Annotated in this window: 22 protein-coding genes and 6 pseudogenes; 14 read left to right on the forward strand and 14 right to left on the reverse strand. The window is 67.5% G+C overall.

Going from position 1 to position 21,628, the window contains the following annotated elements:
• Window positions 1-21: 21 nt before the first annotated feature.
• From BZY54_RS54630 to BZY54_RS02650, 6 genes are all read right to left on the reverse strand, one after another.
• Window positions 22-144, reverse strand: coding sequence for a hypothetical protein (locus tag BZY54_RS54630; RefSeq protein ID WP_279634632.1), 123 nt, complete (start codon window positions 142-144; stop codon window positions 22-24).
• Between the two features lie 220 nt (window positions 145-364).
• Window positions 365-1,828, reverse strand: coding sequence for a dihydrolipoyl dehydrogenase family protein (locus tag BZY54_RS02625; protein WP_086722755.1), 1,464 nt, complete (start codon window positions 1,826-1,828; stop codon window positions 365-367).
• Window positions 1,829-1,945: 117 nt separating this feature from the next.
• Window positions 1,946-2,308 (reverse strand): carboxymuconolactone decarboxylase family protein, encoded by a 363-nt coding sequence (locus tag BZY54_RS51525; protein ID WP_167413931.1) that lies wholly within the window; start codon window positions 2,306-2,308, stop codon window positions 1,946-1,948.
• Between the two features lie 423 nt (window positions 2,309-2,731).
• Window positions 2,732-3,196 (reverse strand): pyridoxamine 5'-phosphate oxidase family protein, encoded by a 465-nt coding sequence (locus BZY54_RS02640; RefSeq protein WP_086722757.1) that lies wholly within the window; start codon window positions 3,194-3,196, stop codon window positions 2,732-2,734.
• 117 nt (window positions 3,197-3,313) lie between these two features.
• Entirely contained in the window at window positions 3,314-4,222 is a 909-nt protein-coding gene (locus tag BZY54_RS02645; protein WP_158103800.1) for an NADP-dependent oxidoreductase, read from the reverse strand.
• Between the two features lie 75 nt (window positions 4,223-4,297).
• Window positions 4,298-4,846, reverse strand: a complete 549-nt coding sequence (locus BZY54_RS02650; protein WP_086722760.1) for a carboxymuconolactone decarboxylase family protein — start codon at window positions 4,844-4,846, stop codon at window positions 4,298-4,300.
• A gap of 142 nt (window positions 4,847-4,988) precedes the next feature.
• Between BZY54_RS02650 and BZY54_RS02655 the strand changes: the two genes are divergently transcribed.
• Window positions 4,989-5,642 carry a TetR/AcrR family transcriptional regulator gene (locus BZY54_RS02655; protein WP_086722762.1) on the forward strand — a complete coding sequence of 218 codons (654 nt, stop codon included), beginning with the start codon at window positions 4,989-4,991 and terminating at the stop codon, window positions 5,640-5,642.
• 149 nt (window positions 5,643-5,791) lie between these two features.
• Here the strand turns inward: BZY54_RS02655 and BZY54_RS52715 are convergent, their stop codons facing one another.
• Both BZY54_RS52715 and BZY54_RS52720 read right to left on the reverse strand, forming a co-directional pair.
• Window positions 5,792-5,953: a hypothetical protein gene (locus BZY54_RS52715; protein WP_244216931.1), complete on the reverse strand. Its 162-nt coding sequence runs from the start codon at window positions 5,951-5,953 to the stop codon at window positions 5,792-5,794.
• A gap of 37 nt (window positions 5,954-5,990) precedes the next feature.
• Window positions 5,991-6,218 (reverse strand): annotated as a pseudogene (locus BZY54_RS52720) (GntR family transcriptional regulator); the annotation flags it as partial.
• Window positions 6,219-6,313: 95 nt separating this feature from the next.
• Between BZY54_RS52720 and BZY54_RS54950 the strand changes: the two are divergent.
• From BZY54_RS54950 to BZY54_RS02685, 6 genes and pseudogenes are all read left to right on the forward strand, one after another.
• Window positions 6,314-6,922, forward strand: a pseudogene (locus BZY54_RS54950) (PAS domain-containing protein); the annotation flags it as partial.
• Between the two features lie 112 nt (window positions 6,923-7,034).
• Window positions 7,035-8,186 carry an ATP-binding SpoIIE family protein phosphatase gene (locus tag BZY54_RS54955; RefSeq protein ID WP_341868661.1) on the forward strand — a complete coding sequence of 384 codons (1,152 nt, stop codon included), beginning with the start codon at window positions 7,035-7,037 and terminating at the stop codon, window positions 8,184-8,186.
• A gap of 294 nt (window positions 8,187-8,480) precedes the next feature.
• A pseudogene (locus BZY54_RS52070) lies at window positions 8,481-8,787 on the forward strand (transposase); the annotation flags it as partial.
• A gap of 73 nt (window positions 8,788-8,860) precedes the next feature.
• Entirely contained in the window at window positions 8,861-9,262 is a 402-nt protein-coding gene (msrB, locus tag BZY54_RS02675; RefSeq protein ID WP_086722763.1) for a peptide-methionine (R)-S-oxide reductase MsrB, read from the forward strand.
• Between the two features lie 72 nt (window positions 9,263-9,334).
• Window positions 9,335-9,610, forward strand: a complete 276-nt coding sequence (locus BZY54_RS55260) for a WhiB family transcriptional regulator (RefSeq protein ID WP_086722765.1) — start codon at window positions 9,335-9,337, stop codon at window positions 9,608-9,610.
• A gap of 89 nt (window positions 9,611-9,699) precedes the next feature.
• Window positions 9,700-10,020 (forward strand): annotated as a pseudogene (locus BZY54_RS02685) (helix-turn-helix domain-containing protein); the annotation flags it as partial.
• Here BZY54_RS02685 and BZY54_RS52075 read toward each other — a convergent pair.
• Both BZY54_RS52075 and msrA read right to left on the reverse strand, forming a co-directional pair.
• Window positions 10,011-10,255 (reverse strand): annotated as a pseudogene (locus BZY54_RS52075) (helix-turn-helix domain-containing protein); the annotation flags it as partial. The pseudogenes BZY54_RS02685 and BZY54_RS52075 overlap by 10 nt on opposite strands.
• Window positions 10,250-10,717, reverse strand: a pseudogene (gene msrA / locus BZY54_RS02690) (peptide-methionine (S)-S-oxide reductase MsrA); the annotation flags it as partial. The pseudogenes BZY54_RS52075 and msrA, both read right to left, overlap by 6 nt.
• A gap of 362 nt (window positions 10,718-11,079) precedes the next feature.
• Between msrA and BZY54_RS02695 the strand changes: the two are divergent.
• From BZY54_RS02695 to BZY54_RS02705, 3 genes are read left to right on the forward strand one after another with little or no spacing between them, the layout of a single operon-like run.
• Entirely contained in the window at window positions 11,080-11,679 is a 600-nt protein-coding gene (locus tag BZY54_RS02695) for a sulfite oxidase-like oxidoreductase (RefSeq protein ID WP_086722767.1), read from the forward strand.
• Entirely contained in the window at window positions 11,649-12,404 is a 756-nt protein-coding gene (locus tag BZY54_RS02700) for a ferredoxin reductase (RefSeq protein ID WP_086722769.1), read from the forward strand. Before BZY54_RS02695 ends, BZY54_RS02700 begins: the two co-directional genes overlap by 31 nt.
• A 1-nt stretch (window position 12,405) precedes the next feature.
• Window positions 12,406-12,717: a DUF6510 family protein gene (locus BZY54_RS02705; protein ID WP_086722771.1), complete on the forward strand. Its 312-nt coding sequence runs from the start codon at window positions 12,406-12,408 to the stop codon at window positions 12,715-12,717.
• Between the two features lie 158 nt (window positions 12,718-12,875).
• Here the strand turns inward: BZY54_RS02705 and BZY54_RS02710 are convergent, their stop codons facing one another.
• The 3 genes from BZY54_RS02710 to BZY54_RS02720 all read right to left on the reverse strand — a co-directional run bounded on the left by BZY54_RS02710 (window position 12,876) and on the right by BZY54_RS02720 (window position 15,132).
• On the reverse strand, window positions 12,876-13,205 hold the full coding sequence (locus BZY54_RS02710; protein ID WP_086722773.1) for a hypothetical protein: 330 nt from the start codon (window positions 13,203-13,205) through the stop codon (window positions 12,876-12,878).
• Between the two features lie 230 nt (window positions 13,206-13,435).
• The gene (gene msrB, locus BZY54_RS02715; RefSeq protein WP_086722775.1) at window positions 13,436-13,906 is read right to left on the reverse strand and encodes a peptide-methionine (R)-S-oxide reductase MsrB; all 471 of its coding nucleotides are present in this window, start codon (window positions 13,904-13,906) and stop codon (window positions 13,436-13,438) included.
• Window positions 13,907-14,487: 581 nt separating this feature from the next.
• Window positions 14,488-15,132, reverse strand: a complete 645-nt coding sequence (locus tag BZY54_RS02720) for an RraA family protein (RefSeq protein ID WP_086722776.1) — start codon at window positions 15,130-15,132, stop codon at window positions 14,488-14,490.
• 1,373 nt (window positions 15,133-16,505) lie between these two features.
• Here BZY54_RS02720 and BZY54_RS02725 point away from each other — a divergent pair.
• From BZY54_RS02725 to BZY54_RS02735, 3 genes are all read left to right on the forward strand, one after another.
• Entirely contained in the window at window positions 16,506-16,970 is a 465-nt protein-coding gene (locus BZY54_RS02725; protein WP_086722777.1) for a DUF417 family protein, read from the forward strand.
• A 235-nt stretch (window positions 16,971-17,205) separates the two neighbouring features.
• Window positions 17,206-17,340, forward strand: coding sequence for an SHOCT domain-containing protein (locus BZY54_RS02730; RefSeq protein ID WP_086722779.1), 135 nt, complete (start codon window positions 17,206-17,208; stop codon window positions 17,338-17,340).
• A gap of 403 nt (window positions 17,341-17,743) precedes the next feature.
• Complete coding sequence (locus BZY54_RS02735; protein WP_279634637.1) at window positions 17,744-18,040, forward strand: DUF305 domain-containing protein; 297 nt, start codon at window positions 17,744-17,746, stop codon at window positions 18,038-18,040.
• A 36-nt stretch (window positions 18,041-18,076) separates the two neighbouring features.
• Here BZY54_RS02735 and BZY54_RS02740 read toward each other — a convergent pair whose 3' ends face one another.
• Entirely contained in the window at window positions 18,077-18,289 is a 213-nt protein-coding gene (locus tag BZY54_RS02740) for a hypothetical protein (protein ID WP_086722781.1), read from the reverse strand.
• A gap of 1,096 nt (window positions 18,290-19,385) precedes the next feature.
• Here BZY54_RS02740 and BZY54_RS02745 point away from each other — a divergent pair.
• Window positions 19,386-21,443 (forward strand): PQQ-dependent sugar dehydrogenase, encoded by a 2,058-nt coding sequence (locus tag BZY54_RS02745; protein WP_244216920.1) that lies wholly within the window; start codon window positions 19,386-19,388, stop codon window positions 21,441-21,443.
• Window positions 21,444-21,628 lie beyond the last annotated feature (185 nt).

Raw genomic sequence — 21,628 nt, forward strand, 5'->3', positions numbered from 1 at the left:
CGCCATTCAGTCGGCGCAATGTCAGGCGTCGAAGCCCTTCTGCCACACGCCCGGCCCCCACTTCGCGGCCACCTTGGCGAAGCAGGATCGGCGCAGAGGGTTCGCGCCCAGGCCGTACCGCTTGCACTTCGGCGCTGGTTCCACCGGGCGAAGATCGCCCACTGCTCGCGCTGCAGCACCACCCCGGACTCCCTGGCGGGCCAGACGCCTGGTTCCACGATCAATCGCTCGTCGGCGGCGCCGTCTTGCTGCGCATCTCCCACGACCGCGTCCGGTGGCGCCGACCGGATGGCGGGAGGCGGGCCCTGTGGCGACAGGGCCGGCGCGCCCGGTTCCTCACGCTTCGGTGCCAGGTGGCGGTGGTCTACGGCGTCTCCTGATCATGCTGGTAGGTGGCGAGGAGGAAGAGCCAGATCTCGCTGACGGTGGGGAAGGGGGGGATCGCGTGCCTAAGCCGTTTGAGCGGGATCTCGCCGGCGACCGCGATGGTTGCCGAGTGCAGGAGCTCGCTGACGTTTGGGCCGACAAAGGTCACTCCGAGGAGGACTTCCCGGTCGAGGTCGACGACCAGCCTCGCGTGGCCCTGGTAGCCGTCGGCGTAGAGGTTGGCGCCCTGGGCAGCGTTGAAGTCGAGGTCGACGGTCTTGATGCGGTACCCGGAGCGCTCCGCCTGCTCGGCGCTCAGGCCCACCGCGGCCGCCTCAGGGTCGCTGAAGAAGACCTGGGGTACGGCGTGCTGGTCGGCGGTGGTGGCGTGGTCGCCCCAGGGCGTGTCGTCGAGCGGGCGGCCGGCGGCGCGGGCGCCGATGGCGTCGCCTGCGGTCCGGGCTTGGTATTTGCCCTGATGGGTGAGCAAGGCACGATGGTTGACGTCGCCGAGGGCGTACAGCCAGTCGCCGTCGACCCCCTGTACCAGGCAGGTGGTGTCGACATCGAGCCAGGAGCCGGGGGTGAGGCCGACCGTGTCCAGGCCGATGTCGCCGGTGGCGGGGGCGCGGCCGGTGGCGCACAAGACCTCGTCGGCCTCCAGCTCGCCGCCGTTGTCGAGGGTGAGGGTGACCGGCCCCTCCGGGTCCGGGCGACGCAGGGCGGTCACCTGCACGCCGATCCGCACATCCGCGCCCGACTCTCTCAATCCCTGAGCGACCAGTTCGCCGGCGAAGGGTTCCATGCGGGGGATCAGGCGGCGCCGGGCGAGCAGGGTGACCTGGGAGCCGAGGCCCTGCCATAGGGTGGCCATCTCGATGCCGACTCCGCCGCCGCCGATGATGGCGAGGCGAGTGGGTACGGTGCTGGATTCGGTGCCCTGCCGGCTCGTCCAGGGACAGGCCTCGGCGATGCCCGGGATATCGGGCAACGCCGGTCGGCTGCCGGTGGCGATGGCCACTGCATGCCGGGCCGTGAGGATCTGCCGGGCGCCGTCGTCACGGGTGACGCTGACGCGTCGGGGCCCGTCGAGACGGCCGTGGCCACGGAAGAGGTCGGCTCCGATGGACTTGAGGAACAGAGCTTGTCTCGTGTCGTCCCAGTCGGAGACAGAGCGGTTGCGACGGGCGAAGACGCCATCGGCGTCGACCCGACCGGTGACAGCCTGCCGGGCACCGTCCACGCGCCGCGCGTCGGCGAGCGCGATGACCGGCCGCAGCAGCGCCTTACTCGGCACGCACGCCCAGTACGCGCAGTCACCGCCGACCAGTTCCCGTTCCACGACCGCTACGGAGAGGCCGGCGGCGCGGGCGCGGTCGGCGACGTTCGCACCGGCCGGGCCTGCGCCCAGCACGACCACGTCGTAAGGCACTCCTGTCCGGGTTTCGTGCGATTCACTCATGTTCTTCCTCGCATTCCTGGAGTGCCTGACGACGGTCGAGGCGGTGGTGATGCTGCCCGTCGGGCCTGGTGGGTCGGGCCTGGGCGGGGGCTCCCCGACCAGGCCAGGGCGCGTCGGTCAGGCGTCGGTGTGCGGGGTGACGACCGGCCATTCGATGTCCGTATCGGCGAGGACGTTGAAGTAGTTCGCGAGGATGTTCAACGCCAGATTGCCCGCGACCTCGGCGTCGGTGACGCCCACGGCCCAGGCAGCCTCGAGCTGCGTCTCACCGATGTGGCCGCGGGCAATGGCGTGGGACGGGTCCGGCACTGCGGCGGCGTGCGGGTCCGCGGACTCCGCGTGGCGGGCACACTCCAGTCCCCCGGCGCCGACCTTGGCGACGCGCGCCCCTATATAGGTGTGGGCGGAGAAGCAGTAGGTGCAATTGTTGTACTCCGCGGTGGCGATCGCCAGCCGTTCCCCGACCGGGGCCGGGATCATGGTCCCCGGTCCGCCGCGAGGGCAGCATCCTCCCGGCGATCACCCACGAACAGCCGGACACCATCACCCAGACCGGCGGCCGGCCCGTCTGCCCATGGGCCAGCGGGATGTCCGCCTCGGAGAACCACAGATCACGCTGGGCCGGCTCGCCCGGCCGATACATCGTCCGGGACACCGGGTCCACCGGCAAACACGCCGGTCCGAGCTCACGCACAACACGTTCCTTGAGGATCGCCATCCCCCGCTGCCAGCCGAATCCGCTCCACAATCACCGTCGCCGGCATCGTCGGCGTCTCCCGCAAAAGCTTGCGGATCTGCACCCTGACCGCGCACCGTCGAGCCCTTCAGCGGACACTTCGGCGGCCGGCCGGCGCAGACCACGGTCTGCGGCCGGCCCTGCGAGACAGGTGGTTCGATGTTGCATCAAAGGTATGCCACACCGTAGTTGGCGGCCCACTCATGCTTCAGGCCATCCTCGTTCGCGTGCCCGAACGTGTACGCGGGAGAGTCCACCCGCAGCACCCGGTCCACCCTGATCAGTACGGCCTCGTGGCACGGGTAGATGGGATCGCCGTGGGTGTTCAGCACCCACTGGCGGGACCAGTCGTACACCGGGTCACCTTCCCCGCGGATCTCGGCTGTTCCCTTGAAGCGGTACCCCCGCCGGAGCAGGAAGTCGATCACGTTGACCTCAACGCGCGGATCCTGCCGCAGGTTCTCCACCGTATTGGGCGAGGCCATGTTCATGAATACCAGGTGATCGTCGTCGTAGACGCGCACGGACCCCTTCGGGGAGAGGTTCGGAGAGCCGTCCTCGCGGACCGTCGCAACGAACGCCAGCTTGGCGCTGGTGACGATCTGCCGCATGTCCTCAGTGATTATTCCCATTGCTCGTCAACCTTTCCTGCCGCGCCTGGTGGGTACGGCCGCGGACGCGGCCGTACCGTGTCCCGCGGGTGCCATGAGTCGGTGTCAGGACCGGGCGACACCCCGCCGTGGATGTGCTCAGGTGAGTACGATTTTCTTGCCGCCGGCCTGCCCGGCGGACACCCGGGCGAAAGCGGCCGGCCCCTCATTCAAAGGGAGCGCTTCCACGTTCTGCTTCAGCTTTCCTTCCACGACCGCCTCCGCCAGATGGGCAAGCTGAGCGGCATCAGGCCGGACGTAGAGATCCGTAGCGGTGATACCACGCTCTGCCGCTGGCGCGTCCGAGGTCAGCGACACCAGACGCCCACCGTCCCGCACCAGCGACAGCGCGGCCTGCGCGGTACCACCAGCAGCGATCAGCGCACCATCGAACCCACCACGAACCCGACCCGCCCAATCCGAGTCGTGGTAGTCGACAACCTCCAACGCACCCAGACCACGCAGGCGCTCAGCAGCCGAAGCGGACGCCGTCACCGTCACCTCGATCCCCCGAGCAGCAGCAATCTGCAACGCCAGCACACCGGTCGCCCCACCACCATTGGTGATCAGAAGCCGCTGCCCCCGGGTGAGCCCCAGCGCCTCCAGCGACTGGTACGCCGTGAGCCCGGCAACCGGCAGCGCCCCCGCCTGCACCGGATCCAGCCCCGCCGGGCAGATCGCAGCACTGGCCGCAGTGATCAGCACCCGCTGAGCCCAAAAGCCACTGCCACCGGGCAACGGAGCCTCATGCGCAAGCACCCGGTCACCGACAGCAAAGCCCTCGACATCCGAACCCGCAGCCACAACCCGGCCCACGCCCTCTACACCCAGCGCCGCTGGCGGACGCAGCCCCACATCCCAGCCCGCACCGTTCAGCAACCGATCCCACGGACCGACCCCGGCCGCCTCCACCTCCAGCAGAAGCTGACCAGCACCAGGAGCCGACGGCTCAGGCACCTCCAGGAGGACGACGTCCGCGTCGGGTCCGGACACTCCGCTTGCCTTCATGGTTATCCCTTCACTTGGTCCGGCCGACGGTAGGTACAGGCCGGCCGCCATATCTTCACTCTGAGGTTTCGGCGCTCAACTGGGCACACCGACCGAGCTGGCGGAGGGGATGTCGATGTCGGTCTGGTTGACGTTGTTGAGAAAATTGGTCAGCAGGGCCTGCACTGCGACCGTGACGATCGCCAAGATCTGCGGGTCGGTGTAGCCGGCGCCGCGCACAGCCGCGAGGTCTGCGTCGCTGACTCGCCCGCGGCTCTCGACCACTCGTTGAGCGAAGCGAGCGGCTGCGGCGCGCTTGGGGTCGACCGAGTTCCCGGCGCGAGCCAGTTCGATGTCGTCGCTCGACATTCCGCCGAGTTCGGACGATACGTACGTGTGCATCGCCAGACAGTAAGCGCAACCGTTGGCCTCCGAGACCGCGAGCGCGATGGTGTGCCGCGTCTTCGCGTCCAGAACGCGACTCATGGTGCTCTGCAGCGTCACGACGGCGTCCAGAACGGTCGGGTTCGACGCGATGGTCTTGAACATGTTCGGGACGAAGCCGAGCTGTGCGCCAATGTTGTCGAGGATGCCTTGCGCTCCCGCGGGGACATCGTCGGGAGAGGGAACGTTCAGTCGTGACATAGCGAATCAACCTCCGGTAGGTGTGCGAGTGGTCGCCGAGCCCAGCTCAGGCCGAGCTTTTTTGGGCTTGGTAGCCCACTTCCCAGAGCTAACACCGCCCAAGACTGGGCTGTCAAGCCCACTCTGCGGTATCGTGTGACGTATGGAAGCCACGACACGAGCTCGGGTGCCTCACAAGCTCACGGACAAGGGCCAGGCGACGCGTACCCGGATCCTGGAGCATGCCGCGGAACTCATCTACACGAAGGGTGTCCACGCGACGAACAACGAGCAGCTCCGCCGCGCCGCCGGCGTCAGCGGGTCACAGCTCAACCACTACTTCCCGACCAAGGAGAGCCTCGTCCTGGCAGTCATCGCATGGCAGGCCGATCGCGTCCTCGCATTCCATCGCGGTGAGCGATTCGCCTGCTTCGACAACCTCGACGCGTTTCGGGCGTGGGCGGATTTCTACGTCGGCTACGAGCGCGCCTACCAGGAAGGCTGCAGCCTCGGCTCCCTTGCGAGCGAGATCATCAAGACCGACCTTGACGTTCACGACGAGCTCGCGAGTGCGTTCGACCAGTGGCGGGACATCTTCCGCGACGGGCTCCAGCACATGCAGCGACTCGGCCGCATCAGCACTGACGCGGATCCGACGCAGCTGGCCAATCTGCTTCTCTCCGCATTCCAGGGCGGCAGCCTCCTCGCTCAGGTCGCTCGGGACATCACCCCGCTGAAGGACGCGTTGCAGGCAGCCATCGATTACGTGCAGACCTTCGTGAGGTCTCCCGAAGTCGACGTACTGCAGGTTCGCTAGCCCTCGACGGGCTGAGACTGCCCATCGAACACGAGAAGGGTCGCATCCTCGACGGCGGGCCCAGGCGGCAGTCGAGCATCCGACTCATGAGGCGGGCGCGCAAGACCGTCGTGGCGCGTGCAGATCTCCGCGGTAGTGCGGCTTGTCGTTCAGCAAGGTCGCGGCCCATCCGTGGCGACACCTTCGCTTCGCACCGCGCTCTTGGCATGCGTCAGCCAGCTGACGTACTCCTTCGCGACCGCGAACTCGTCGACCATGGCCTCCGGGCGCAGCGGCCCGGCCAGCACCGGCACCGCCGCGGCCAGATCCACCAGCACCACCTCGTGACCCGGGCCGGCCCTCAGCGACCAGCTCGGCGTAGGACTCGACCACGCTGCTGCCGGAGACACCGAGATCCGCGGCGAGTGAGCGGGAGGCCGGCAGCTGGCTGCCGGGCGCCAGACGCCCCGTGCGCACGGCCTCCCTCAAGGCGTCCGTGAGCCCTGCGCGCAGCCCGGGTCCGCGCAGCTCCAGATGGAGGTCGGCGCCGAACGCGAAGGGCGGGTCGGTCGCGGAATTGGTCCGGGAATCTGTCATATAAATGGACCGTACTCCCGTGCCACTGAGACCGTAGCGTTATCGGCATGCCCCTGAACGAAGCGATGCGCGAGATGTCCAAGGCAGCGGTCGCGATGCTCGACGAGCATGGGACGGTGGTCGCATGGACGCAGGCCGCCGAGCAGCTTGTCGGCTACCCCGCCGCGGAGGTGGTGGGCCGGTCCGTCGCACGCGTACTGCCATTTTCCGAGGAAACGCCGACGACATCGGCATTCATCGAGCAGTGCGGTGTCCAAAAGGACTGGTCGGGCACGATGGCGGTGCGCCACCGAGACGGCCGTATGCTCAACATCAACTACCGGCTCTCGATGTTGTGGGGGCAGGACGGAACATTCCGGTGGCTTGTGTCCACCACCGACATCGACACGCTCTCCCGGGAAGCGAGAGACGGATCGGTGCAGGAGGCGCTTCTCACCCGCGCGCTTATCGGCATCGTCGTTCGTGACCCGCAGCTACTTTGCGTCTGGGTGAACGACACGATGGCGAGCCACGACGGCACCTCCCGTGACCGGCGGCTCGGTCGGCGACTCACCGATTCGCTGCCCGGTTTCGAGGCCGAAGCCCTTGAAGCGGTGATGGAGCAGGTGCTGGCGAGCGGCACCTCCACGGTCCACGAGTACCGGGCGTGGCCGCCGGACGATCCGCGCCGGGAGCACGCATTCTCGACCTCGTTCTTCTGCCTCCAGGACGCGGACGGCAAGGCGCTGGGGGTGTGCAGCATAAGCGTGGATGTCACCGGTAGTCAGCGGGCGCGCGAGCGCCTTGCCATCCTCAGCCAAGCCAGCACGCGCATCCTTGGACAACGCCCGCCAGTACGCCCGCGAACACGCCACGGCCCTCGCCCTCCAACGCAACCTGCTCCCGCACCGTTTGATGGGCGGCGCGGCGGTGGAAGTGGCCTCGCGCTACCTGCCCGCCGACACGGACGCCGGCGTCGGAGGCGACTGGTTCGACGTGATCCCGCTGTCCGGCGCCCGGGTGGCCCTCGTCGTCGGCGACGTGGTCGGACACGGCATCAACGCCGCCGCGACCATGGGCAGGCTCCGCACCGCCGTACGCACGCTCGCCCACATGGAGCTGCCCCCCGACGAACTGCTGGCCCGCCTCGATGACACCTTCCAACGACTGGCCGAGGAAGACACCGACGTCCCGGACCAGCCCCCCGCGCTGATAGGCGCCACCTGCCTGTATACCGTCTACGACCCGGTCACCCACCAATGCACCATGGCGGCGGCCGGGCACCCCCCGCCCGCGATCGTCGACCCGCAGGGCCAGGCCACCTTCCCCGACCTTCCCACCGGAGCCCCACTCGGCCTCGGGCTGGGCGTCCCTTTCGAGGCCATGGAGCTGGAACTGCCCGAGGGAAGTCTCCTCGCCCTGTACACCGACGGGCTGATCGAAACCCGCGACGACGACATCGACGCCGGAATGCACCGCCTGGGCACCGCCCTGGCACAACCAAGTCCCTCCCTGGAAAACCTCTGCACCCGAGCGACGGAAGGCTTTCCAGGCCAGGCACCATCCGACGACATCACCCTGCTCCTGGCGCGGACCCGCTCACTCAGCCCCACCCAGGTCGCCTCCTGGACGCTGCCGAGCGACCAGAGCGCTGCCCGCAGCGCCCGGCACATGGCAGCCCGCCAACTGTCCGCATGGGGCCTGGAAGAGCTCCAGGGCCCCACCGAGCTGATCGTCAGTGAACTGGTCACCAACGCCCTCCGCCACAGCACAGGCCCGATCGGACTGCGCTTGATCCAGCACCACGTTCTGACCTGCGAAGTGTTCGATACCAACGGCAACTCCCCGCGTCTGCGTCACGTAACCAGCGTCGACGAGAACGGACGCGGCCTCTTCCTCGTCTCCCAGCTGTCCCACAGATGGGGCGCCCGCCCGGTATCGGGCGGCAAGGTCATCTGGGCCGAACAAGACCTGGCCTCCGCAGCCTGACACGCACGGGCCTCCGGCACGTCACCCGCACCCAACAAGCAACCGGACCATCCCTCTCCACCGCGAGCAGTATTCCCAACTGTGTTGGTGGGGCTCCGCGCCACGTGCAGGGGCATTCACGTGCGTTCATGACCGCCCGGCCCTCGGTGCCGGGACGGCTTCGGGTCTCGCCTGAACGACCGTGAACGGGGCTGAATGAGACGGGAACTGAGACGGCCCGGTGTACGGCCGAACCGTCTCGTGGGCGGTGTGACCTTCTGATCCGTAGCTCTACAGATATCGGTCGCAGACGGTTTCGGGATATCGAAGTCGACCGCGCACCGCAGGTTCCTGATCTGGTCACGGGCCGGTGTGTGGGGCCGGCTGCATGAGGCGGTGCTGCACCGACTCGATGACGCCGGCCTCATCGACGTCTCGCGTGTGGTCCTCGACTCCGCTCACGTGCGGGCTGAAAAGGGGCGAACTCACAGGTCCGAGCCCCGTGGACCGCGTTAAGCCGGGTTCCAAGATGCACGTCCTGTCGGACGCGAACGGACTGCCCCTGGTCGTCGGCGTCTCGTCCGCCAACACCCACGACAGCGAAGCGCTGAAGCCCATGGTCGAGCAAAAAGCAACGATCCGCCCAGCGCTGCTCACCTCCCGAAGCAGCGCTCCCATCTCTGAAGGATGAAGTCATGGCGTACGATATCGAGAAGTCAAACGCCGAGTGGCGCGCGGAGCTCAGCCCGGAGGAATACAGGGTGCTGCGCGGAGCTGAGGACGAAGCGGCCTTCACGGGAGAGTACACCGATGCCAAAGAAAAGGGTGTTTACTCCTGCAGGGCCTGCGGCGCTGATCTTTTCACCTCTGCGGAAAAATTCTACTCTCGCTGTGGCTGGCCTGCGTTCTACGACCCCAAGGATCTCGACTCGGTCGAAGTGCAGCAGAGCGAGTCCCCCCATCCCGTGGTTCGGTGCGCTCGTTGTGGGTCGTATCTTGGAGAATTGTTCGAGGGTGAGGGATTTGCGACACCGACGGACAAGCGATACTGCATCAACAGCCTCTCCCTGCGGCTGAAGCCTGACGATTCCGAATAATCCGAATGAGTGTTCCGTCTTCACTTTGAGCTGGCCACGTGCAGGGTGAGGACCGCTTGGACGAGACTCGTGATGCCTGCTCGACGGGGGCGCGGGCACCGGGATCTCGACACCGAGCTGCTCTCGCCCGTGAGCCCGAAGGGCCCCGGCCAGCACCGGGCCGACGAAGCGAAGACCGCGGGCAAGACGTGCCCCGTCCGCCGACCCTGCGCCAGTCGGGCTCTCGCCACAGCACATCAGTACGGAATCTGGGGCGGCACGCACGAGGAAGAACTGAAACGCACGGTGCCGAAACTTTCGTCATGGTCTTCCCAGTGCTCTGCGAGACGTCGTCGACGGGTGAAATGAGGGCCACGGACGGCGGATCAAAAGCGGGCCACTGCGTGATCTCTTGATCATCCTGACTTCACTGGTACGGGAGTCAGGAGGGAAGAGAGGTGATCGGCGTGGAGGACTGGGCTGAGATCCGTCGGCTGCACCGGGCCGAGGGCCTGTCGGCGCGGGCGGTGGCTCGGAAGTTGGGGATTTCCAGGGGCACCGTGCTGCGGGCCCTGGCCTCGGACCGGCCGCCGGTCTACCAGCGCCCGCTGAAGGGCTCGGCGGTTGATGCGGTCGAACCCGCCATCCGCGAGCTGTTGAAGCAGAGTCCGACGATGCCGGCCACGGTGATCGCCGAGCGGATCGGCTGGGACCGCGGCCTGACCATCCTCAAGGAGCGGGTGCGCGAGCTGCGGCCCGCCTACCTGCCGATCGGCCCGATCCGAGCCGGGCCCAGCTTGCGCTCCTGCCGCAGGCGGCAGACCCGCTCCTCCACCGCTACCGCAGTCCGATGTGGCGTCCTGTGGCGGCGGCTGGAACGGTCGGCCGGCCCGGCCTGCCCCTCCTGCCTCCAGCGACGTACCCACTTGTGTGCTGTAGTGCGGGAGATACCCATCTCGGCGGCCACATGCGCGACGGGACGGCCCGACGGACACGCTCGGCCAGTAGCCTCACGTAGTGGCACGTATGCGCGCCGGAATAGCGTCTGAGGTAGTTCTGGTGCTCGGGCTCCGCCTCCCAGAACGTGCCTGCCGGCACCACCTCCGTGATCACCTTCCTGGGCCACAGGCCCGAGGCACTGACGTCGGCGATCGTGGCCGCGGCGATCCGGCTCTGCTCCTCGCCCACGTAGAAAATGGCGGACCTGTAGCTGGTGCCCAGGCCGTCGCCGTGGCGGTTCAACGTGGTGGGGTCGTGGACCTGGAAGAAGAACTCGAGGATGGAACGGTAGCTGGTCTTGGAAGGATCGTAGGTGATCTCAACCGACTCCGCGTGGCCACCGTGGTTCCGGTAGGTCGGATTCACTACTTCGCCGTCCGTGTAGCCCACCCGGGTGGCGACCACGCCCGGCAGCGCGCGAAACAACTCCTGCAGGCCCCAGAAGCACCCTCCGGCCAATACGGCCGCCTCCATCATGTGGGACTGCCTTCCCCTTCGACGTGGATCAACATTTGCCCCGACCTACGAGGTTGAGGCCGGCCGGGGCCACCGCCGTGCGTCTCGGAAACCCGACCACCCCCGCTCACGACGATTAGCGGACCCGAGCGCGGTTTCCTTTCCCGAGGGGCAGTGCTTTGGCGTGCTGCTTCGGTGTGGCTCAATTGGCGGCCGCCGGGCACTTCGACTGACTGCGCCATGTCTGGAGCGACGGCGCGCCGAAGGCGGAGATGCGGCTGAGGGCTGTGGGAGATAAGAAAGATAAGAGGCGTGTGTTCGCCGTCGTTGATACTTTTTAGGGGCGCTAGCCCTGCTTCCGACGAGCCGATGGGACGGCCAGCATGGCGATCATCTCGCGCGGTTTCCACGGCCGACGGCCGCCCGCGGGCAGGAAGCTGCCACCCGGACAATACGAGACCACGGGCTTTCCGGTCCTCTCGGCCGGACCCACGCCGTGGATAAGCACAGACAAGTGGGAGCTGTCCGTCACCACGGAGACCGGGAGGCGGCACAGCTGGGACTGGACCGCCCTCACGAAGCTGCCGTCGGAAACCCCGACGGCAGACCTCCACTGCGTGACCAAGTGGTCGAAGTTCGGCACCCGGTGGCAGGGGGTGTCTTTGGACGTCCTGCTCGCCGATGTCGAGACGGCTGCCGAGTACGTGCTCGTCTCCTCCTACGGGGGCTACACCACGAACCTCCCGCTGGAGGATCTTCTGGACGGCAAGGCCTGGATCGCGTACGGCTACGACGGCCGGCCGCTCGCCCCCGAGCATGGCGGTCCGGCCCGACTGCTCGTCCCGCACCTCTACCTCTGGAAGTCCGCGAAGTGGGTGCATGGACTGGAGTTGCGGGAGAACGACACCCCGGGGTTCTGGGAGAGCGCCGGCTACCACAATTACGGAGACCCGTGGCAAGAACAGCGGTATCGAGGAGACTAGGCGACCGGCTCCGATGGAGAGTCGCCGAGGTGACAGAACGTCGCGCTGAGTCCGCGACGGCCGTCACACTGGTGCTGGAGGTGCCGGAATGGCCCGGCCATCTGGCAGGCCAGCATGTGGACATCCGGCTCACCGCGGAAGACGGCTACAGCACACAACGCAGTTACTCCATCGCCTCGGCCCCGGACGGAACGCGCCTGGAACTGACAGTACAGCGCGTCCTTGGGGGCGAGGTCTCGCCCTACCTGGTCGACGAGCTCATGCCCGGCGACCAGCTGGAACTGCGGGGACCGGTCGGAGGCTGGTTCGTCTGGCAGCCGGAACAGCAAGAACCGGTCCTGCTCGTGGCCGGCGGCTCCGGGCTGGTGCCGCTGATGTGCATGATCCGCTCGCGGCGTGCAGCCGGCAGCCGGGTTCCCTTCCGGGCGCTGTACTCCCTGCGATCGCCGGCCGAGCTGCTGTACGGGCCAGAAATCCGCCAAGGAACACCAGGAGTCGACGTCACACACATCTACACCCGGGAAGGGCCACAGCAGTCCGTGCGCCCCCCGGGCCGCATCACACCCGACGACCTGGCACGCCATGGATGGCCACCGGACTTCGCGCCCACCTGCTACGTCTGCGGACCCACGGCATTCGTCGAGAAGGCAGCTGCCTACCTGGTGCTCCTTGGCCACGACCCCGAGCGAGTCCGCACAGAGCGCTTCGGCGGAGGAGAAGACTGAGATGACGGCAGGCACACCGGCAGACACCGGTATCCCACGCGACGCAGAGGGCGGCTACATCGACGGCAACGCGCTGGCCGGCCCCCTCGCCGAACTCTTCGCGGTCGACCTGACAGCAGCGACCAGCCAGTGCGCGCACTGCAGCAACACAGGGCCCGTCGCAAGCCTGCACGTATATCGCCAGGCACCGGGACTGGTAGCCCGCTGCCAGCAGTGTGGACAGGTCATGCTCCGTCTGGTGCGCGCGCCGGAGACGGTCTGGCTCGACATGAGCGGCATCACAGTACTGTCGATCCCCGTCGGCGCCGACTGAGCCACCATGGCCTCCCCTGCGGATGGCACGCCGTCGCCGTGGGAGCGGCAAGAACGGCCCTCCCTTCCGGTCGGTGGTGCCCGCCACAACCGGAAGGCGGGGCCGCTGGAAGCTGGTGGGCCACGGCTCGGGTTTGCCACCTCAAGCGGAACCTGGGGCTACTGGAAACGGCCGTCGAAGCAGGTACCGCTCCTCAGGTCGGAGAACCGAAGGCCGACGACTGCTCCCCCTTCCACCACCCAGCGCAGATCGTAGGACGCTTGGTAGGTGGGCGGCCAGAAGGAGCAGAAGCGCCCATTCTCGTCGACGGACCAGGTGCCCTCCGTCTGGCGTCCTGTCTCGAAGTAGGAGGTGCTCCCGTCGGGTTGGAAGGTCTGGGTCGTGCCATCGCCGTAGGCCAGGCGGCCTGCGGTGACAGCGGTGGGGATCTGCTCACGCGGCACGATGGCGCCGTCTTCTGGGTGCAGGTTGTCGATGTTCCTGGTCACTGTGCGGTCCTTCTCCCGGGTCCGACGGTTCCGTTGCTGGGGTGTGCTCTAATGTCTTGGCCGCCTCCGCTCCCTGGAGGGGACTCGACCCCTTGGGCGCCGCAGCACATGAGCGCTTTCCGTACTGCTGTACACGGGTATCGGCTGGGGCCCTGCTGGGCCCCGAGCCGGAAGACGGGGCGCCGAGCTGCCGTGCCGTTCGGGCTCCGGGGCCCTGCCCTGGTTGCCGGTCATCGGCTCTCGGCGGCGTCCTCTTCCCTCGTCTCGAAGACGCTCAAGTACTGGCCGTAGCCCTCCTGCTCCAGATCCTCCAGGGGGATGAAGCGCAGCGAGGCGGAGTTGATGCAGTACCGCAGTCCTCCGCGGTCGCTGGGCCCGTCCGGGAACAGGTGCCCGAGGTGGCTGTCCCCTTGATTCGACCGTAGTTCGACACGGACCATGCCGTGGCTGGTATCGGGCCTCTCGACGACGTGGCCGGACTCCAGAGGCCTCGTGAAGCTGGGCCAGCCGGTCCTGCTGTCGTACTTGTCGACCGAGGCGAAGAGGGGTTCCCCGGACACGATGTCCACATAGATACCGGGTTCCTTGTTGTCCCAGTAGGCGTTGGAGAACGAGGGCTCCGTCTCGTCTCGCTGGGTCACACGGTACTGCTGGTCGGTGAGCTGTGAGATGCGCTGTGGGCTCTTGCTGTACTCCAGCATGCCTACCTCCCAGACGGTGCTGGAGTGTCTCTTCTGCCCTATTCGCGTCATGCATCGCCCGGACTCTTACCGTGTTGCCGGGGTGCAGGGGCTGCGGGTGAGGCCTGCTTGGGGCGCGGTGCACGGGCGGACCGTTGAAGTGGTGGTCAGAAGCGGCCGCCCGTCGCGAGCCCGGCTGCCTCCCCTCACGACCGGGGACGGGGGGACGAGGAAGGGTTGCCCAAGCTGCCCCCATCGCTCGTGCCGGGCCCGTAGCGGCGGCGCTGCGTTGCAGGTAACCCTCGACAGCACGGAGGTGGACGCGTGCTTCCAGGCGGCCGGGATCGTCTTGGCGCCGTCACGTCCGGCGACGGCCGACTGGTCGTCGCGTGCACCGTGACGCTGGGTCCGACCACCTGGCGGTCTGGGCCTTCACGAGTGACGTCGCCGTCGTCGGCACCGCGTGAGAACTCGTGCAGCGCCAACGGGACGCACCGGGCCCAGAAGAGGGCGTCCAGCTCGGCAGGGTGCTGATCTCGTATGCGTGGGGCACGACGGGAAGGTTGCCTCCAGCAGCCGCCGCTTCCCGCGGGTCTGCGCCGCTACGCACCTGGCTGCGCCCGTTCACCTCTGATGCCCTTCGCGGCCTCCGCTTCCTCGGCTGAGATGTCCTCGGCGATGGCAAGCACCCGCCGCAGGCTGGCGGAGGGAATCACGACGCCACCGGCGCTGTCCATGTAGATGTAGTCACCGGGACTCACGCACACACCGGAAATCTCAACAGCCACAGCGCAGGCGTATGGCATCACCGTGTCGCCGCCCCATCGGACCGCTTCCCCCCTGCACCAGGTAGCGAAGCTATAGCCGCGCAACTGGCCGAAGTCACGTAGCCGGCCGTCGGCGAGGACGCCGGCCAGCCCGGTGCTGTCTGCCCTGGCAAGCTTTGTGCCCCCGCCATGGGACACGTCGGCGTGCCCTCCGCTGGAGAGCACGAGCACCTGGCCCGCCCCGGGCGGGTTCCCGAGTGCTCCGTAGAAGTAGTACCGGAAGTCATTACCCTCTGCCGCCAGGTCCTCACGGTAGGGGAGATAGGAGATGGTGGCTGCTGGCCCGAAGAGAGAGCGGAGAGGGTCGGGGCTCGACATGGCGGGTATGTGCGCTCGGTGGCCGTGGACCCGGTTCATGGCGTCGACGAGCGTGGCGCACCCCAGGCGGGCTGCTTTCTGAGCCAGTGTGTCGTCCTCCATCAGCTTCCTCTCTCAAAGGGCCATAGGCTCGCCGGGGCGCCGTGAGGTACCTCGGCTGGGCCACAGCCGCGTGAGGCCTGCGCGTGCCCGGCTTTCTGCATGCTGTATGCCAGAGCCTCCGTCCGCCGGGCCGGGACCCGAACCGCCGGCACTCCTCCGCGGTGGCCAGTAACGAATAGGTATGCCAGAGAACTGCGCCCAGCGTGTGAGCCATTCTCACTGTCACTCACCCTTTCAGGGTCGCGTTCACGGGCTTGCAGGGCATCTTGGCCACCGTTCTCGCCCCGGCGCCCTGTCGTGGCCGCGTTGCGTCCCCTAGCTCCTATGTCAATCAGGCTGCTTGAGAAGGGAGTCCTAGGGAGTCCTGGTGAGTGCCGATGTTGGCGTCGTCGAGGAGGGCGCGGTAGACGACCTCGGAGAGTCGCCGTCGCGGTGCGCTTATGGCTTCGGTGCTGGTGTCGCCCGCTTCCTTGCGTGGCTGAAGGTAGGCGCGGGCATCGGGATGGTAGTGGGCCTGAGTGATCGCGATGCGAGTGCGGGCGAGGCGATGTGGCCGAGCGCCGTCGCTGCCTATCCGCTGCAAACGCCGCGGCAGCGCAGGGCGAACAGGTACCAGCCGCGCTCAGCGCAGGAAGTTTCGTCCGCAGCGGCCGCGCCGCGGAGGGCTTCAGCGCCGACGGAAGCACCCTCTACACCGGGAGCGACTCCAGACAGGGGCACCCGGTCGGTCGACGCCGATGACACGACCGCTTGTGCTCCTCCACGCCCTGCGACCGCGGGGCCCCCTTGGATGGTACGGGAGCGGCAAGTCCACAGCCTCCGCCTCTCGGAAACCAGCGGCGGAGCCCGCTTCCGGGTCCTCTGTGAACCCCGCCGGCACACCGACAAGTCGACACTCAGGCGCAGTACCTCCTGCCTGACTCGCGCGAGGTAGTGGGCAAGCGCTCGCTTAGATCACGTCCGCCGACTCCACTCGGTCACCACACGATTGCCGCGCGGACACGAGCCGAAGCCGACCACCGTGCCACGAGCTGCCCTTTGACGCAGTCGGGTGCCTCACCGTGTGTTGTGTTTGGAGACCACAGCCCAGGCACGTCGGCGCGACCAGCGCCCCGGGCGAAGCTGCCGCTGGGACGATGGGGCCGACGTCCTGCCCTCGAGTAACCGTGATGCGCTGTAGCCGGGCCGGCCGACCCTGGGATGCCTCCGGCGCAGGCCCTTGACATGATGGGAGAAGTCCCAAGAAAACGCCCCTCCCGCTCGGCCGAGTTACTCGGCAGAGTCCGCCTCGGGCCTGCGGCTGCGCCGGGAAGCGCAGACGCCACCACGAACCGGCCGTCGGGGCAGCCCCTGTGCGAAGACAGGAGAATGCCATGGCCGCGCACACCGTTATCGCCAGGTTGCGCTCCGGAGGGATCACGGCGAGCCGATTCGGACTCGTGCTGAACCTCGCCAGCATCGGACGGCTCAAGTTCGAGGATTACGAGGTGGAGAACATCCGTCCTGTGGTCGTCTCGAGCCCACTGCTACGACGGCCGCTGAGAGGGCTCGGAGAGACGAGACTGGCCAGAGCCATCGGGATCACTGAGATCACGATCGCCGGGATGATCTCCACCGGACGGTGGGCGCCCAGAGTCTCGGCAGCCGGCAGCCTGCTCGCGGCCGGGATGTTCACCGTCACGCTCAGTTTCCTGATCAGCACTCCGGAGGCATGGCACCAGCGGGGCCGAGAGCCGAAGCTCTCGCCGGCCGGCCAATTTCTGATCAAGGACGTGGTGCTGCTGGGTGCTTCCCTGATCACCGCCGCGGAGTCGCTGAGCAGAAACCGACGACCATAGCCTGTTGGCTCCTCAGCCGCCCGTGACGATCGCCGCGGCAGCCTACCTGCTGATCTGCATCTCTGCCGCGCTGTTCGGCGCCTGATCCGGGATCGCAGCGACCGTCACCGTCTCCAAACCCCCCTATGGTCGACTGCTGGCGCAGGGAGCCTGTGTGGCCGCGCGATCGCGGAGCAAGTCCGGATGCGGCTGTGACGGCAGCAGTGCTGACGGCAACGCGGCCGAACGTCCACGGATGAGGGCAGCGCCAGGCGGAATCAGGATCGGGGTCGTCGAGCAGATCGCGAAGCTCGCGTCGCTCCACGACGCTGGCATCCTCACGGACGAGGAGTTCGCGGACAAGAAGGCTGAGCTGCTCGAGCGTCTCTGACACTTGAGGCGGCCAGTCGGCGCCCGGGCCCGGGTCGACGCGCATGATCTAAATCTCTTGGCGTGGTACTGACGCCAGTTCTCGCGCAGGTGGTTCGACTCTACTCCGCAAGATCAACCGACCGGATCTGCCGCAAGGTGAGCGTCAGGTTCGGCCGCGCCCTGGGATGACTCACGGGTCGGCAGCTCGCGCCACACCTCGCCCGGGTATGGAGTGCGCCATCAGATCATTCAACGAGGCGCGTGGCGTCGGGCTCGCATGCCAGACCCCACCAGCGGCCCTAGCCCTCGACGGCTCCGTCGCGGGCCTCCACGGACCAGCAGGCGCTCTCATCGTCCTCGCGTAGAGCAGCTGCGCCGGGCGAGCCGCCCCCACACTCGCCTGCCTCGCACCGTCCCTCGGGATCAGCGCCAAGTCGTCAACTCAGCGGGTGAACCGCCACGACGGCTCGCTCATGCCCGGCATGGCCACCAACACCCAGATGGACCAGCTCCGCAAGGCCAGCGGCAAGCAGGCCGAGATCCTCTACCTGCGGCTGCTGACCGCCCACCACAAGGGCGGCATCGCGATGTCCCAGGCCGCGGCCGGGATGGCGAAGACCGAGCAGGTGCGCCGGCTGGCCCAGAGCATGGTGGACAGCCAGGAGGCGGAGATGAAGCTGATGGCGGACATGCTCAAGGAGCGCGGCGCCACGGCGTGACGGCCGGGCGGCCGGGCGGCCTGTGGCGCCCGGCCGTCAGGACTGTACGGCGGTGCCCGCGATATGCAGCGTTTTCGGCACGAACGGCGAGAAGGAGAAGCCGAAGCGGTCGATGTCGGTGACGGTGAATCCGGCGGCCCGGATGGCGGCCTCGGTGTCCCGGTTGGGATGGCAGCCTCCGCCGACCCGGCTCCACAGCGGCGTGATCACATCCTCCAGCCATCCCGCCCACTGCCGCGGCGAGCGCACGTGCTCGTAGAACCGCAGCTCGCCGCCACAGCACCCGGGCGATCGGTTCTCTCCTCGGCCGGATGCGGCCTCGGTGACCGCATGAGGGGAGGATCCGGCATAGAGAGGTGAAAGCCTCGTGTTGATGTGCATCACGACACGAACTGATCCGCTTCGATCACTCTATGCAGCTGAGCGTGGCCCCGATCGGCCTGGATTCCCAGGTCACTGGGGCAATGCCTGCGCATCAAAACCGAGATTGCACTGTCCGTCTTCTGGGTGACGGCCGAAGCGTGGCCGGGAACGCGCGTTCTACAGCGGATCGCCGGGTTCAGTGACGACCTCCCGGTCGACGACCCACTTGCGCAGGATTCGCTGTACGCCGTCGTTCTCCTCGGTGGTGAACTGGACGACGGCGGGGTCGTGGGTGTAGCGCCCGATCCACGCCTTGTAGGTCGCGCGGGCGACGGCGTCGTTGTCCTCCCATCCATTGGGGGGTGACCCAGATACGCGTTAACGGGGCAACGAGTTGATCTTGAGGCCCTGACGGACGACCGCGAAGCCCAATTGCGTCGCGCTTCCCCGCGACGAGTTCCAACTCGTCATCGAGCACCGTCCAGTGCTCGACCAGCTCGTCCATGCCCACCGACTGCCGGCCCAGACTGCGCATCAATCCGGAGGCTCCCTGGTCAGAACGGCCACTCCAGCAAAGATCCATTCGGTTTGGGGCTTGCGACACGTTCGTTGATGGCACCGAACTGGTCAGGAGGGGTTGACGGGGTTTCGGGTTCGCTCGATCAGCCGTTGTCTGGGTCGGCGCCGCCGAGGTCAAGGACCAGGCGCTTGAAGGACGCCGAACGACCCGAACATTAGAGCTTCGCTCTGTCTAGCCCTAACTATGCCTAAAAACCAGTCAACTTTGTCCTTGACGCGGTAAAAGACTGGCCAATAGCATCTGCGCCGGTCCCTGTTCACGGGCGCCGCGCCCGTGAACCGGCTGAGAAGCATGGACTCATGCTCTGCGGCCGACGGCCAGAGCCACAGGAGGTTCTGAGTGCGCAGCAGACGGATCACCGCCCTCGTGGGGGCAACCTTGCTCGCGGGAATGGTCGGGTTGATGCCCGCTACCGCCGCCCAAGCCGCGAAGGCCGATGCGGCCCCGCCGGACCAGTCGGCCTTTCAGAAGGTCACACTCGACGACCGCCCGGGCGAACCCATGGCCCTCGCCGTCCTGCCCGACAGTCGGGTGCTGCACACCGCGCGCACCGGTGAGGTGCGGATCCACGATCCGAAGAGCGGCGTCAACTTCCTCGCCGCCGACATGAAGAACAGCCCCGCAGGGCTCTACCAGCACGACGAGGAGGGCGTGCAGGGCATTGCGATCGACCCGAAGTTCAGCAAGAACCACTGGGTCTACCTCTACTACTCTCCCCGTCTGAACACCCCCGTGGACGACCCGGCGACCGCGGGCGTCAACGAGGGCGACGCGCCCGAGTACGGCACGCCCGAGGACTTCGCCAAGTACAAGGGCGTCATACGCCTCTCGCGGTTCAAGCTGGTAGGCCACACTCTCGACTTCGACACCGAGCAGAAGATCCTCGACGTCCCGGTCGACCGCGGCATATGCTGCCACGTCGGTGGCAAGATCGATTTCGACCACCAGGGCAACCTCTACCTGTCGACCGGTGACGACTCCAACCCGTTCTCCTCGGACGGGTACAACCCCATCGACGACCGCCCCGGCCGCAACCCGGCCTACGACGCCCGCCGCTCCGCGGGGAACACCAACGACCTGCGCGGCAAGGTCCTGCGCATCAAGGTGAAGACGCACGGCGGCTACTCGATCCCGGACGGTAACCTCTTCGAACCGGGCACGCCCAAGACCCGTCCCGAGATCTACGCGATGGGTCTGCGCAATCCGTTCCGTTTCACGGTGGACGAGAAGACCGGGGACCTCTACCTCGGTGACTACTCTCCCGACGCCGGGCAGCCGAACCCCGGCCGCGGCCCCCAGGGTCAGGGCCGCTGGATGGTCATCGACCGTCCCGCCAACTACGGCTGGCCGTTCTGCGTCACCACCGACCAGCCCTACCAGGACTACGACTTCGCCACCAAGAAGTCCAGCGGCGCCTTCGACTGCAGCAAGCCGGTCAACGATTCGCGCTACAACACCGGTCTGCGCGAGCTGCCGCCGGTGAAGAACCCCCAGATGTGGTACGGCTACGGGGCCTCGGAGAAGTTCCCGGAGCTCGGCACGGGCGGCATCGGCCCCATGGGCGGCCCGTCCTACGTGTACGACAAGCACAGCACCTCCCCGATCCGCTGGCCGCAGTACTTCGACGGCAAGCCGCTGTTCATGGAGTGGACCCGCGACCAGGTCAAGGCCCTGAGTCTTGGCAAGAACAACGAGATCGAGAAGATCGAGGACGCGATCCCCTCGATCATCACGGACGGTCCGATGGACGCGGAGTTCGGTCCGGACGGCGCGCTGTACGTCCTGGAGTACGGCACGGGGTACTTCGCCGAGCTCCCCGAGGCCCAACTCGCCCGCATCGACTTCACGCGGGGCAACCGCACTCCCGAGCCGAAGGTCGCCGCGTCCGTGACGAACGGCACCAACCCGCTCACGGTCCAGTTCTCCAGCACGGGAACGAAGGACGCCGACGGTGACGCCCTCAGCTACGCGTGGGACTTCAACGCCGACGGCACCGTGGACTCCACCGAGGCGAACCCGGCGCACACCTTCACCGGCAACGGCGTGTTCGACGCCACGCTGAAGGTGACCGACAGCACCGGCCGCTCGGCCTCGGCTTCGGTGCCCGTGGTGGTCGGCAACAGGGCGCCGGTCGTCTCCCTCACGACCGACCCGGCTCCGCACGGCGGCACCGCGTTCCACTGGGGGGACACGGTCACCTGGACGGTCAACGTGACGGACGACCAGCCGGTGGACTGCTCGAAGGTCAGTGTCTCGTTCATCCTCGGCCATGACGCCCACGGACATCCGCTGTCCTCGAGCAGCGGCTGCAGTGGGTCGTTCAAGACCTTCGTGGACGGCGGCCACGCCGGTGCGAGCAACCTCAAGGCGGTGTTCCACGCCTCCTACACGGACACCCCACCGAGCGGCCTGCCGGCCCTCTCCGGCAGTGCCGAGGTGGCGCTGACGCCGGCCGACTGAGCGGTAGAAGCCGTGGCGGTGGGGCGCAGTCCAACGGGCAGCGCCCCACCGCCGCACTAGGTGTGCTGTCCCGGCGAGGACACCGAGGTTGCGCCACCGCCGGATGCGTCTTTGGCGTTCCTCTTCTCGCTCGCGGGCCACGCGAGCGGTGGTGGTGCGGGCCTTGATGTCAGCGGCCATCGTTG

Origin of the sequence: Streptomyces carpinensis, assembly GCF_002154505.1 — a bacterium.
Classification (GTDB): domain Bacteria; phylum Actinomycetota; class Actinomycetes; order Streptomycetales; family Streptomycetaceae; genus Streptomyces; species Streptomyces carpinensis.